The sequence below is a fragment of the Asaia lannensis NBRC 102526 genome, from assembly GCF_024054035.1.
GTDB lineage: Bacteria > Pseudomonadota > Alphaproteobacteria > Acetobacterales > Acetobacteraceae > Asaia > Asaia lannensis.
The window spans coordinates 372,688-385,858 of record NZ_JAMXQU010000001.1 but is presented as its reverse complement, the minus strand read 5'-3'; the positions used below and the strand labels follow the sequence as shown (position 1 = coordinate 385,858).

General features: G+C 56.8%; 10 protein-coding genes. 4 read left to right on the top strand and 6 right to left on the bottom strand.

Annotated features, from left to right (window positions below):
* The first annotated feature begins 163 nt into the window (after positions 1–163).
* Positions 164–1,177 (top strand): LacI family DNA-binding transcriptional regulator, encoded by a 1,014-nt coding sequence (locus NF685_RS01715; RefSeq protein ID WP_222546566.1) that lies wholly within the window; start codon positions 164–166, stop codon positions 1,175–1,177.
* Positions 1,178–1,299: 122 nt separating this feature from the next.
* Here NF685_RS01715 and NF685_RS01710 read toward each other — a convergent pair whose 3' ends face one another.
* Genes NF685_RS01710 through NF685_RS01700 form a run of 3 tightly spaced genes read right to left on the bottom strand, consistent with a single transcriptional unit; the run spans position 1,300 to position 4,934 of the window.
* The gene (locus NF685_RS01710) at positions 1,300–2,724 is read right to left on the bottom strand and encodes a cytochrome c (RefSeq protein WP_252848336.1); all 1,425 of its coding nucleotides are present in this window, start codon (positions 2,722–2,724) and stop codon (positions 1,300–1,302) included.
* A 3-nt stretch (positions 2,725–2,727) separates the two neighbouring features.
* The gene (locus tag NF685_RS01705; RefSeq protein ID WP_252848335.1) at positions 2,728–4,338 is read right to left on the bottom strand and encodes a GMC family oxidoreductase; all 1,611 of its coding nucleotides are present in this window, start codon (positions 4,336–4,338) and stop codon (positions 2,728–2,730) included.
* A complete protein-coding gene (locus NF685_RS01700; protein WP_252848334.1) occupies positions 4,338–4,934 on the bottom strand; it encodes a sorbitol dehydrogenase family protein in 597 nt (198 codons plus the stop codon). Before NF685_RS01700 ends, NF685_RS01705 begins: the two co-directional genes overlap by 1 nt.
* A 237-nt stretch (positions 4,935–5,171) precedes the next feature.
* On the opposite strand from NF685_RS01700, the gene NF685_RS01695 reads away from it, so the two are divergent.
* On the top strand, positions 5,172–6,248 hold the full coding sequence (locus NF685_RS01695) for a LacI family DNA-binding transcriptional regulator (RefSeq protein WP_252848333.1): 1,077 nt from the start codon (positions 5,172–5,174) through the stop codon (positions 6,246–6,248).
* A gap of 7 nt (positions 6,249–6,255) precedes the next feature.
* On the opposite strand, the gene NF685_RS01690 is transcribed toward NF685_RS01695, so the two are convergent.
* On the bottom strand, positions 6,256–6,639 hold the full coding sequence (locus tag NF685_RS01690) for a VOC family protein (protein ID WP_252848332.1): 384 nt from the start codon (positions 6,637–6,639) through the stop codon (positions 6,256–6,258).
* Between the two features lie 114 nt (positions 6,640–6,753).
* Positions 6,754–7,458 (bottom strand): helix-turn-helix transcriptional regulator, encoded by a 705-nt coding sequence (locus tag NF685_RS01685; protein WP_222546560.1) that lies wholly within the window; start codon positions 7,456–7,458, stop codon positions 6,754–6,756.
* A gap of 314 nt (positions 7,459–7,772) precedes the next feature.
* Between NF685_RS01685 and NF685_RS01680 the strand changes: the two genes are divergently transcribed.
* The gene (locus NF685_RS01680; protein ID WP_252848331.1) at positions 7,773–8,849 is read left to right on the top strand and encodes a tyrosine-protein phosphatase; all 1,077 of its coding nucleotides are present in this window, start codon (positions 7,773–7,775) and stop codon (positions 8,847–8,849) included.
* A 209-nt stretch (positions 8,850–9,058) separates the two neighbouring features.
* Here the strand turns inward: NF685_RS01680 and NF685_RS01675 are convergent, their stop codons facing one another.
* On the bottom strand, positions 9,059–10,519 hold the full coding sequence (locus NF685_RS01675; protein WP_252848330.1) for a catalase: 1,461 nt from the start codon (positions 10,517–10,519) through the stop codon (positions 9,059–9,061).
* 337 nt (positions 10,520–10,856) lie between these two features.
* Between NF685_RS01675 and NF685_RS01670 the strand changes: the two genes are divergently transcribed.
* Entirely contained in the window at positions 10,857–13,136 is a 2,280-nt protein-coding gene (locus NF685_RS01670; protein ID WP_252848329.1) for a TonB-dependent receptor, read from the top strand.
* Positions 13,137–13,171: the final 35 nt, after the last annotated feature.

Sequence of the window (13,171 nt, the reverse complement as noted above, 5' to 3'; positions counted from 1 at the left end):
TCGATGACGGGCAGTCATTCGCCATGGCCCGTCACGGAAATCAGCGATTGATGCGTTCAGGCTAGGGCGCGCAGGCAGAGGCAACACGCAGAGATTTGATGTGTTCGCATCATCGACATGAGATAGATAACATTTTCAACATCACATTCCCGTTGGAGAATCCATGTCCCAGCGTGCCACTATTCAGGACATCGCCCGCTATTCGGGGGTTTCGACTGCGACGGTCGATCGTGTCATCAACGGGCGTGGCGGCGTGCGCCTCGATAAGGAGCGCGTGGTGCTCAAAGCCGCACGGGAGCTGGGAGACGGGCGCAAGCTCGTTGCCCTTCACGCGCGACTGGCGCGTATCGCGGTTGTCACGCAGCCACCCGGCAATCCGTTTCATGCGGCCTTGCAGGATGCCTTTCGTCAGATCATGCCAGCCTATCGCGAACAGAACATTGCCTGTTTCGAGCATCATGCCGCAATCGGGCACCCGGAGCGGGCGGCTACGCTCATCGCCAGCCTGTCACGCGACTATGACGGTCTGATCCTGTGCCTGCCCGATCATCCTGCCATTCGTCAGGCAGTTACCGTTGCAGGCAAGAAACTGCCTGTGGTTACCATCGCCTCGGACATCACCGCACCGGAACGGCTCGCCTATATCGGGTCGGATAATTATCGGGCCGGGCGTATTGCGGCAGACATGATGGGCCGTCTGCTCGGCCCGCGCGAAGGGCGCGTCGCGCTGATTGCAGGCACCATGCATTATATCGGCCATCAGCAACGCTATGCCGGTTTCATGAAAGCGCTGGACGAGCGCTATCATGCGTTGCACGCCACGCCTGCGCTCGAATGTCATGAAAATGACGACCGTGCTGCCGATGTCATTCATGAACTTCTGCAGGCACACAGGGATATTATTGGCATCTATCATTTCTCGACCGGGGCCGATGCCATCGCACGCGTGCTCGAAAAGCTCGGTCTGGCTGACAGGATCGTTTTCATCACCCATGAGTTGACGCCTCACCGGTCGGCCCTGCTCCGATCGGGAACGATCGATTTGGTTCTGGACCAGAATCCGATGCTTGAGGCACGCACTGCACTGTCCACACTCAGCCATTATCTAGGTCGCAGCCCGGCCCCGCTCGACGGACCGATTATTCCGCTATCGGTCCATACGAGAGAGACTGTCTGATCTGCTGACGGTGCATCGACCGTTCAGGATCTGGCATACGGTGTTCCTTCCCGCCCGGGGCTGACCTGCCCCAGAGGCGTTCATCCAGAGCCGTTTATCCGGATCTGTTTATTCGGCTCTGTTTATTCCGGCAGTCCCTCTTTCATGGCAGATTGTGCCGAAGCCGGTTGTGCCGAACCCGCACGCGCCGGAAAGTCGGCCGTATCGAATTTGCGTATGGCAGCGATCGCGTGATCGTCGGGCATCAGGGGCGCTTGAGCAAACTGCGAAGTAACGAAACGGACCAGAACGGCAATCTGATGATCGGTCAGGTCGTGCCGGAAGGCTGGCATACGCGCTGGCCCATCCGCACCGTCACGATGAACGCCGGCCAGGATGGTCATCACCAGATTATCGGGACGCGATGTTCGCACCGTACGGCTGGAGCGCAGCGAAGGATAGAAATCATCCGGTGTGCCGCGTCCGTCGAGCTGATGGCACGATGCGCAGGCCGCCATGTACAGCGCCGCACCGCCATCGATATCGCGATAATTGCGTCTGTCCGCATAGGGACCGGGCCGGGCGTCTCGCTCCTGTCGTGCCTGAGCCCTTGTCGAGCGATCTGCACGGGAGTCGACCTCATAGACGCGCGCGGTTTCGGTTATGGATCGCTCTGCCTTACCGGGCTGCGCAGGGCGCTGCTGCGCACGCAGATAGGCCGTAATGGCTGCCAGATCACGATCGTTGAGAAAGCGTAGAGAGTGTTCGACAGCCTCACCCATCGGGCCTGCGGCAACACCCTTGTCGCGCACATGACCGTTACGCAGATAGGCGCGAATTTCCTCATCGCTCCACGGCGCAAGAGGAGCGTTCCTGCCTGCTGCAATATCGGGCGCGTACCACCCGCCCAGTTGAGCCCCCTCCAGCTTGTGTCCCGATTTTGCGGCCATCATGATATTGCGCGGCGTATGACAGGTTCCGCAATGCGCCACGGCATCGACCAGATAGCGCCCCCTGGCCTGCTCCGCCGTCTCTCCTTCATGCGCGGCAAAGGCCGTCCGATCCAGATAGAGCCAGTTCCAGACGCGCATCAGCCCGCGAAAATTATAGGGAAAGCGTAGCGCGGTAACCGGCCCGGCAGGGCTGTCGACCGGCGCAACGGAACTGCCAAGATAGACATAAAGCGCATGAATATCCTCATCCGTCATGGCAGCGTAGGAATCGTAGGGCATGGCGGGATAAAGGTGATGCCCGTCCGCCGAGACGCCACGACGCACGGCACGCGCGAAATCGGCCTCCGACCAGCTGCCTATCCCGTTCGTTCTGGAGGGGGTGATATTGGTGGAGTAGATAATCCCCATAGGGGTCTGTATGCCATAGCCGCCTGCATAGGCAGCGCCTCCGGGCTTCGTATGGCAGGCTACGCAATCGGCGGCGCGTGCCAGATAGACCCCTTTCTCCAGCAACGCCCTGTCATCGGCCAATGCCGCAGACGAGACGGTCATGGCGAGCAGGCCGAACGAACAGGCACTCACACCTAACAGGCAAAGAACTGCGCGTCGTATCATCGCTCAGATCTCCTTCAGCATGATCGAGGCCGAACGCAATGACAGCGCACACCCTGTCAGCGTGGGATTGACGACTGAGGCCGCCGGCATGATCCCCGTGGTCGCGATAAAGAGATTATCGTGATCGTGACTGCGCCCCTCATGGTTAACCACCGACTCATGCGGGTCGTTACCCATGATCACCGTACCCATGGGATGATCGCGGTTTTCCCATACCGAAAGGTTCTGGTCGAAAACCTCACCCCCCAGCAATCTGATGAAATCGGCATAATCCTGCCGGATCACATCACCGGCTGCACGGGCATAATTATTGACATCGTAATAGATATCCATCAGCGGCAGACCGTAGAAATCACGCTTCGTGCGGCTCAGCGTCATGCGGTTGGTCGGCTCGGGCAGCATTTCGATATTGGAGTCCATGAAGACCCAGCGTGCCGCCATATGCCTGATTTTCTCGTCCAGCTCAGGGCCGATAACTCCCTGTGACAGCAGACGCTCGGTAATCTGGACATTGCCGACGAAATTGCCGACCTCATGACGGATACAGCCATGATGACGCCTGAATGCGCCATCGCGCCATTTGAGCACATCGCCCTGCTGCACCGGCCCGCGCCCCGACCACATGGGCTCGTCTGCGATCATGGCCAGTGAAAACGCATTATGATCCATCAGATTGCGCCCCACCATGCCAGACGAATTACCGACATCTGAAAGCAGCATGAGACGCGGTGTTTCGAGCGCATGCGCTGCAACCATCACCATACGTGCGCTCAGGCGCACGGAGCGCTTTTCGGGCGTGTAATAATGCACGGCTGCAATACGCTTGCCATCAGGGGTTTTTTCCAGACGATATACCGTGGCGTCGGTGATGAGCTTTGCCCCGGCGCGCTCCGCCTTGGTGGCGTGACGGTCGCCGCTATATTGTGCGCCGATAGGACAGATGGGCGAGCAGTTGTTATTGCCCACGCAGGCCGGTCGGTCTTCATAAGGGTCGGTCGCGCGCCCATTGGGCTGATAGGTGAACGGATAACCCCCTACCGCGACACGGTCCCGAAAACGCTGGCTGAAATAACCGAGCGCCTGTGGCCTGACGGGAAAAGGGGCCTGACGCGGTGGAAAAGGCGCACCACCCTTGCCGCTGTAATCGGCGCTGTCATCACCCGATACGCCCATCTCGATTTCGGCCAGATGATAGAAAGGCTCCAGATCGTCATAGGAGATCGGCCAGTCGCGTCCGACGCCATAAAGCGTTTTCAGATGGAAATCATTCGGCAGAAGACGCCAGCAGGCACCGCCCCAGTGCCAGGTTGTACCCCCCACCATACGCAGCATACCGGGCACATACTCGATCGGGCCGTGATTGGTGATGTAATCCGGTACGAACGAACTCGGAGCCCAGGGCTCGTTGGGATAGGGCTGGTTACGATTGCCCGCATCGGTGCTCACATTGCCGCATTCACGAAAGCTGTCGAGAATTTTCCAGCGCGGCACCTTGGTCCCGGCTTCGAGCATGACGACCGATTTGCCGTTTTTCGCGAGATGATGGGCAGCAAGGCTGCCGATCACACCGGAGCCGACAATAATCACGTCGGCATCATAATCCGAATGCGCCATCAGAATAGGTGTCCGTTCTGTGCAGGGCTAAGGGTCGTTGTTTCATGAATGACTGGTGCGCTGATGACCGGCGCGCTCGGCGATGGGGGCAGTGCCCAGAATCCGGGGCCGCCGCGCGCATAGCTCGGAATGACGGTCACATCGAGCGTGGGCCGCCACATCATCGCCCCTTCATAGGTTATGAAGGCAGGCGTGCCTGTTTCGGAACGGGGCAGCATGGGGCCGACACGACCGAGATACCAGGCCCCGACAATCCCGACGGCTACATCATGCAGAGCCTTGTGCGCTTTCAGCCCGGATGCTGCATAATCGGGCCAGCTGCAGATTTCATGCGCGGCAAGCGCCTTGCACAGCATTGCGTAGCGCGCAGGAAAGCCATCGTCTTTCGATACCAGACCAGACCAGACACGCGGTGCGAGCGCAGGGTCCAGATCCCTGTGTCCCGTGAGAACGGATGACACATGAATGAAATCCTGCGGGCAGGACAGGGATAACCGAGGTGCGGCATGGCCCCGGCCTGGCAGTGCGGGGACGGCCAGCAGGGGAAGCATGGCAACACCCCAGCCCAGAAATTGCCGTCTCGTCGTCTGTGCCATGACGCCTGTCTGGTTTTGGCCTGTAATTTCTCGACTTGTCGCTCTCGGGCTCATCATTCTGCCGCTCGTCGTTTTCCGGTTCGCATAAGAACCGTCTGTTTTCGGCGTGCGACGTTTCGGGCCAGTCCTGACCCGTGCGTGACGTCACACCTGTTTGATCGGGCAATTGCACCGATCGTCGCTAGTCTAGAGCGACAGATGGGACGGGGACGATCATCTTGATGATCTGATCTCATCATGAAGATGAGGCAGGATAACATGCTGGATGACATCGTTACGGAAACCGGCCGCAAAAAGCGGGCAACACTCAGGGATATTGCAGCGCTTGCTGGCGTGGGAACGGCGACGGTCGAGCGCGCCCTGAACAATCGTGGAAATGTCAGGCCCGAAACCTGCCGACGCATTCTGACCGTTGCGCGCGATCTCGATTACTTCCCCACTCTGCCAGGCCTGCATCGGGGGGTGCTGCACATAGATGTGTTGCTGGTACGCCCTGAAACCCTCTTCTATTCCCGTCTGAACCGGGCTTTTGCCGCTCTCGCCGGATCGCTGGGCAAGGATATCCAGATTCATCGCAGCTTCGTACGTGAGAACGATACTGCCGATTTTGTCGCGCGTATAAAACAGGCGTCCTATCCGCGTGCTGCGCTCATTCTGGCATGCCCGTCCCATCCGGACATTCTCGACGCTTTGCGCGAGGTCGCGAGCCGGAACATGCCCGTCATCCAGATCATGACGCGCAACCTGCCCGATCTTCCCTATATCGGGATCGATAATTACGCAGCAGGACGCACCGCAGCCCTTTGCCTCACACGTAGTCTGGCGCCGCACATGCCTGCTACTGGCAAGGGGGCGGTTATCGCGCTCTGTCACTCCATGGCCTATGCCAATCACCGCGAGCGTATCGAAGGGTTCTCGTCCTACCTTGCCGACAGCGCACGGGACTGTCCGGAATTGCGCGAGGTTTTTTTCGACCGTGACGACCCCGAGGAAGCGGCAAGGCTTGTGCATCGGGCGATCGAGGAGATTCCGGATCTGGTCGGTCTTTACACTGCGGGCGGCGATAATCTGCGTATCGGCGATGTGTTGCGCCGTCATACTAGGCGCAGGCTCAGCTGGGTGGGGCATGAGGTCAATGACGTCACCCGAGGCTGCCTGATCGACGGCACGATGGATTTTGCCATCGATCAGACACCCGAAGCCCAGGCGGGGCTTGCCCTGCATCTATGCCTTCAGAAACTGGGTATCATTCCCGCCCTGATCGGTTTCGATGCGCCGAAATTCAGGCTGGTCACGTCGGAAAATCTCGACTGAACCCCATTCAGCCCGGAGGGGAAAGAACACGCAGGCGATGACCATCGGGATCGCTGATCAGAAAACCATAGCCGAATTCGTGCTCTGTCGGCGCCTCGACGATCGGAACGCCGTGCGTCTTCCAGCGCATAAACAATGCATCCACCGCCTCGCGCGTCTCGACAGGGAAATCGATCTCATTACGACACAGGCATTTGTTGTCGGGTAACGGATCATAACGGGGAACCACGTCACCTTGCCGCCAGAGCCCAAGGCGGGCATGCATTCCCAGATCGAACTGGGCGTAGTTTTCCGATTGATGGACCGGCTTCCGGTCGAGCAAGGCTGAATAGAAATCTGCGCTCAATATAACATTGCGCACGTAAAGCGTGACGAGAAGACTATCGATCATGATACGCCATTATCCTATCTGTTTGTGACAGGAGCATCATGACCGCGCGCTGTGTCAGTTTCTGTCAGCAGCAGCGCGCGTCTGCATCGCGTGGGGACAGTACAAGGAGGCGCGTCAGAGAAATAACGCATGACCGTCTTCCAATGCCCGCTCCTCATGCCATTTTTTCAGAAGCGTCTGTCGTCGCTGGGGAAAGCGTCTGCCCGTGACCATGAACCCTTCAAGACGGTCCAGACGAAAATGGCGAAAACCTTCCCTAAGGGCGCACCAGGCAACAAGAATATGCGCTTTCTCGAAATAGGCCATGGCAAAAGGCCAGATCAGCCTCTGTGTCACCGCCCCTTGCCCGTCCCTGTAGTCGATCAGAACGACGACCTCATCTCTTATGGCCTTGCGCAGCACGATCGGATTGACAGCATCCTCGGGAACCGCTGACGGCGGCCCCACCATAAGCGGGGCGTGTTCCAGCCCCTCACGCAGTGGCGCCGGAAGGACAGCGGCAATACGCGCCAAAGCATCACGTGCAGCCATCCTGAGACCGGGATCCGTATTGGATATGACGAAATCCGCTCCCAGAGCCAGTGCCTCGATTTCCTCGAATGTGAACATGAGCGGTGGGAGTACAAAGCCTGCCTCAAGCACGTAGCCCACGCCCGCCTCCCCCCTTACCGGCGCACCCATGGCCTGCAGGGACACGATGTCGCGATAAAGCGACCGTTTGCTTATGCCGAGCTTCTCCGCAAGACTCCCGGCCGTGACCGGATGACGATACCCGCGCAACAGGCGAAGCAATTCAAGAAGTCTGGACGATCTGGACATGTATTGGCCTCTGCGCGTCGCACAACAAAAGATATCATCTCATGATCACCCGAACTGACAGCAATCCTGAAAGAAAAAATTCACTATCCACAGGGTTCCAATCAGGCAATTCCTGTCTCCTGTCGCGTCATCCCGGTCAGACGACCATTCTCTCCATGTCTTGTTTTCCACCGGTCGTCCCTGTGATGCAGAAAGACTGCATCCTTCCGTCAGGAAAGAAGGCACAGATAAGGGAATGGCCGTTCTGCCCTCCACAAAGCGGCCGGGCTATTATTCCGCTCCATAAGGCGCGGTATTGAAGAGATTGAGAGACCATGTTTCTGAAAAAGACGATTTTTGCCCTGATTTCGGCCACGGCCCTGGCCTCGGCTTATCCCGCCCAGGCCACAACGAATGAGGCGGCCACGGTCGAGATGACCATGGTACCGCAATACACAATCGACTGGCCCGCATCTCTGGGCACCGTCGATATATTCGCTGCGCTGGCGCCGCAGGAGGCTGGCATGGTCTCCGTGCAGAAACAGGTCACGGCTCATGCCTTGCGCGTGATTTCTCCTTTTCCGGGCGTCCATCGTGTCTATTTTCTGATCAGACCGGTTGGCGGCGCCAAGGGTGTCTGGGTTTCGAACCGCCTTCTGCCCCTCGAAGGCGTAGCCAATTTCCGCGATATGGGCGGTTACGAAACGGCGGATCATCATCATGTGCGCTGGGGCGAATTCTATCGCTCTGCTGCGCCGGGCGGTCTGACCACAGCCGATTACGGGTTTGTCGATACGCTCGGTATCAGGAGCGTGACCGACCTGCGTACCCAGGCCGAACAGAACAAGCAGCCCACACATTGGCAGGGACCTGCACCTGCTTTCTTCCCTTCAGAAAAGCCGACCCTGCCCGCAGACATGACCGACCGCACACGACTGGCGAAAATGGACACGGCGCAGGCGAAAGACCTGATGGAGAGCTTTTATGCCCGGATGCCCGATTACTATGCGCCTGAGCTGAAGGCGCTTTTCGCACGCCTTCTGGCTCATCAGACACCGACCCTGACCCATTGCACTGCCGGCAAGGACCGCACAGGGTTCGCCTCGGCTCTGATTCTTTACGCCCTTGGCGTGCCTGAGAAAACCATTCTGGCCGATTATGCGATGAGCGGCGATCTGCTGCGTGCTCATCTCACGCCCAGCTTCAAGGCAGCCATGAGCGATCATCAGAATGGCGGCGCCATGGCAGCCTCACCAGCAATGAGCGCCATGCTCGATTCCGATCCAGCCTATCTCGAAGCCGCATTTGCGTCGATCAGAAAGCAGTATGGTTCCATCGACGCCTATATGTCGCAGAAACTCGCGATTGGCCCGACCCAGATCGCAGCCCTGCGCGCAGCCTATCTGGACTGAGTGCCGGATGGAGGCAGGGCGTCGCGCGGGCGCCTCCACGCGTATCAATTCCAAATGCCCTGCCCCCGACAGGCATAAGCATCGATCCTGAGAGATCGATCTTCCGGCATCGGTGTTCGGAACGCCGCAATCAAAAAAAAGGGGAGCCTTTCGGCTCCCCTCACTGCCCTTGTTTACAGAGGGCATCCAGACCGTCCCGGGCTGGTCTTTTATTTCTTCTGCGAAAGCACGGCCTCACGGATACGCTGGCCGATCTTTTCATCGACATTCGACCAGTATTCGAACACGCGCGACAGAACCGGTTCTTCAACGCCACCCAGAATATGACCTGCGGCATTCTGCACCAGGCGCTCACGGGCGGCATCGTCCATCACCTTGTTCACCAGTGTATTGGCCTGGCTGTAATCGTCGTCATCCGGGCGCAGTGTGTACGCCGCGCGCACGAATTCGCCATCGGCCGCCCATACCGCATCTTCAGGGAAACGCTGAGCATCGGCCACCGGTCCACCCTTGGAATTGGGCGTATATACCGGATCCGTTGCCAGCTTCGAGCGCATGGCTCCACCCTTGGAATAGGAGTGTACCGGACATTTCGGTGCATTGACCGGTATCTGCTTGTAATTCACCCCGAGACGGGCGCGATGTGCGTCTGCATAGGCGAACGACCGTGCCAGAAGCATCTTGTCAGGCGAAAGCCCCGTGCCCGGCACGTAGTTGTTCGGCTCGAATGCCACCTGCTCGATCTGTGCGAAGAAGTCGGTCGGATTACGGTCGAGCGTGAGCTTTCCCACTTCGATCAGCGGATATTCGCTCTGCGACCAGACCTTGGTGAGATCGAACGGATTGATGCGATAGGTCTTGGCATCCTCATAGGGCATGATCTGCATCTTGAGCGTCCAGCTCGGATTTTCACCGCGCTTGATGGCTTCATAGAGATCACGACGATGGTAGTCGGGGTCGCTGCCAGCCAGCTTGTCGGCCTGGTCCTGTGTCAGGCACTTGATGCCCTGATCGGTCTTGAAGTGATATTTGACCCAGAAGCGCTCGCCTGCCTCGTTGACCCACATATAGGTATGGCTGGAGAAACCATCCATGTGACGCCAGCTCTCAGGAATACCGCGATCACCCATCAGCCATGTAACCTGATGCGCCGATTCAGGCGTAAGAGTCCAGAAATCCCACTGCATATCGTTATCGCGCAGACCATTATCGGCGCGGCGCTTTTGCGAGTGGATGAAATGCTGGAATTTCATCGGATCGCGCATGAAGAACACGGGGGTGTTGTTACCCACCATGTCAAAATTACCCTCATCGGTGTAGAATTTCAGCGCAAACCCACGAGGGTCGCGCAGCGTATCCGCACCACCAGATTCGATTGCCACTTCCGAAAATCGCGCAACAACCTCGGTTTTCTGTCCTTTCTGCAGGAATTTCGCCTTTGTGTAGGCGCTGACATCATGCGTGACCTCGAAATGACCGAACGCGCCACCGCCCTTTGCATGAGGCTGACGATCCGGGATCATCTCACGATTGAAGGTCGCCATCTGCTCGATCAGATAGTGATCGTGCAGCACAATCGGACCATCAGCACCGACGCTCAGAGAATACTCGGTACTGGCAACGGGGGCGCCGGCATCGGTCGTCGTGGGTTTGATATGGTCGTCAGACATGAGAAATCACTCCGGGATGTGCAGATAATACAGTCATAATGATTCCTGCACGCTGGGGTTCCCGGCAGTTCTTATTGAACTTTCTTATCAGATCCAGCGCCTCACAAACATCTCTTGTTATTTATAGATAAGAATTATTCTCATTAACGCATACGCATGCATATTTTTTCTGACGCAGGCTCTTTTGGGGGCTCGTGTCATTTATGAAGTATACCGTGTTTATGATGATATTTACTACTTGAAATGAAAGGAAACGATAATTTCTTTTCAATATCACAATAATATATAGAAATTATATTTATCGTAGTTCCGTAATTCACAACGGACTATACGGATCATGACATATCTGGATATGCGCGCCGGAATTCTGTGCGCAACACTGACAGTAGCGTTTTTCCCGCTCACCCCATCCGCGGCACCACTAAAAGCCAAGCGCACCATTCCCGACAAGACAACAGCAGCAGCGAAACCCATAGCGCCGCACAAGGATGGACGAATCGAGTCCATTCTTGTGACGGCAGACCGTAAAACGCAAACGGCGCAGACAGTCCCCACCTCAATCAGTGTGGTAAGCGCCAAAACCTTGGAAAACCGGAACATTACTTCCGTTTTCGACCTGCAATATGTTACCCCGTCGTTGCAGATCCAGCCCTCCTACGGCAGCGGACAATTCACCTACACCATTCGCGGCGTCGGGTTCAGCGGGTATTCGAGCAACAACTCCCCGACAGTCGGCATCTACGTCGATGAGGTCTCCAATCCCGTTCCACTTGGAACCAATGGGCAGATGTTCGACATGGCGCGCGTAGAAGTTCTGAGAGGCCCTCAAGGAACGCTCTATGGACGCAACACGACGGGCGGTGCGATCAATTATATCACAAATCGGCCAACCGACAGTTTCCAGGCAGGAATTGCGGCGCAGGACGGGCGTTTCAATGCCGCAACCGTAGATGGTTATATTTCCGGACCGATCAACGAGAAGCTAAGCGTCCGACTGGCCGGTCAGACACAGCAAGGCGGCGCATGGCAGTACAATCCAGAAAAACGAGAATGGCTTGGCGACGCCAATCGTGGGGCAGCCCGTCTCCTCATGGATTTTCATCCGGACGAAAGTTGGCAAATCCTTTTCAATTTGCATGGTAATCGCGATCGCTCCGATGGAACAGGCGTCCATCCTTGGTCGCCTATCACTGCACTGAGCACAACCAATCCGATCCCGGTTTCACCCGACCGTTACCAGACCTTATGGGGGACATCACAGTCCTTCGCCGACCAGATAGGCATTACACCGGGTGCTACGCCCTACAGCCATCTCGATATGGGCGGGCTTAATTTCAGAGTGCAAAAGAAGCTGCGCAGGATCACACTCGTGAACCTGACGAGCTTCGATAACATGAAACGCAACGAATATAACAATTTCGACGGATCATCGAAGGCGATCGCCGACGTTTCATTCAGGACACGTGCCAATGTCGTATCGGAGGAATTCCGCGTCTCTTCGAACAGCAAGAGCCGCCTCGAATGGATCGGCGGTGTTTTCTATGGCTATCAGTGGCTCAACGACCGCTATCAGTCCGGCTTTGTCGATCTCAACAAGACCAATGGCGATGTACGCTATTCTCAGGTCGTGAATACGATCAGCGGTTTCGGTCAGGCCACCTATCACGTCACACATGCTTTCCAAATTGTGGGAGGGGTTCGCATCGAGCATGAAAAACGTGACCTGAATAACCTCTATGCGCATTACATCGTCAATAATATTGTAACCAACCCAAACAATATCGTTGACAAGCGCAGCCTGTCCTACACGCTTCCGTCTGCGCGTTTTATCCTGCAATACACACCGTTTTCTCGCGATATGCTTTATTTTACCTTCAGTAAAGGCATAAAATCGGGCGGCTACACTGTTTACAACACCAGCAACGCTCGTGATATGTCGACGCCGTTCAAGCCTGAGAATCTCTATGCTTTCGAACTTGGCAACAAGCTTGTGTTGCCAGAGTACAATCTGAAGATCAACGCAGATTTTTTCTACTACGATTATTTCAACCGTCAGGTTCAATCGCAGACCGTGAGTCCGATCAGCGGTGCAATCGGCGTTTATGTGAATGCACCCAGATCACACGAATACGGCGGCGAATATGAGGTCGAGTGGTCGCCGATCGAAAGATTACGCATCGCTCAATCCGGCGCTTATGTTACTGGCGCCTACGACAAATTCAGCACGATCACCAAGGTCGTCAAGGTGGATGGACTTTGGCAGGGCATCATGAGCGATGCCGCTGGACAGAAAATCTCGGTACCGAGTTTCACGGCCAATGGGTCAGTCGATTATACATGGCGCCTCGGGCGTTACGACCTGACGGGAGGGCTCGATTACAGCCTACGGACCTCGCTACGCTTTCTAACCCCTATCAACGATCTGGCTGGATATACTTTATGGGGTGGCTACATCGCCTTCGCGCCACGCAAGGGTCATTGGAAGGTCGAGGCGATCGGACGAAACATCACAGACAAACAATATGATGTGACACGCGGGCGCTTCATCAGTGGTGATAATATTGCACTTGCAGGTATGCCCGCCACTTGGCTCCTGCGCGTTCGAGGCGATTTGTGACCTTCCCACTCCGTGAGGGGACCCGCCGCCCTCTC

Bases quoted from the DNA above. Each gene is read 5' to 3' on its own strand.
- NF685_RS01690 (WP_252848332.1), bottom strand. From the start codon at position 6,639: ATGATCGATAGTCTTCTCGTCACGCTTTACGTGCGCAATGTTATATTG.
- NF685_RS01710 (WP_252848336.1), bottom strand. From the start codon at position 2,724: ATGATACGACGCGCAGTTCTTTGCCTGTTAGGTGTGAGTGCCTGTTCG.
- NF685_RS01680 (WP_252848331.1), top strand. From the start codon at position 7,773: ATGTTTCTGAAAAAGACGATTTTTGCCCTGATTTCGGCCACGGCCCTG.
- NF685_RS01685 (WP_222546560.1), bottom strand. From the start codon at position 7,458: ATGTCCAGATCGTCCAGACTTCTTGAATTGCTTCGCCTGTTGCGCGGG.
- NF685_RS01705 (WP_252848335.1), bottom strand. From the start codon at position 4,338: ATGGCGCATTCGGATTATGATGCCGACGTGATTATTGTCGGCTCCGGT.
- NF685_RS01675 (WP_252848330.1), bottom strand. From the start codon at position 10,519: ATGTCTGACGACCATATCAAACCCACGACGACCGATGCCGGCGCCCCC.
- NF685_RS01700 (WP_252848334.1), bottom strand. From the start codon at position 4,934: ATGGCACAGACGACGAGACGGCAATTTCTGGGCTGGGGTGTTGCCATG.
- NF685_RS01715 (WP_222546566.1), top strand. From the start codon at position 164: ATGTCCCAGCGTGCCACTATTCAGGACATCGCCCGCTATTCGGGGGTT.
- NF685_RS01670 (WP_252848329.1), top strand. From the start codon at position 10,857: ATGACATATCTGGATATGCGCGCCGGAATTCTGTGCGCAACACTGACA.
- NF685_RS01695 (WP_252848333.1), top strand. From the start codon at position 5,172: ATGAAGATGAGGCAGGATAACATGCTGGATGACATCGTTACGGAAACC.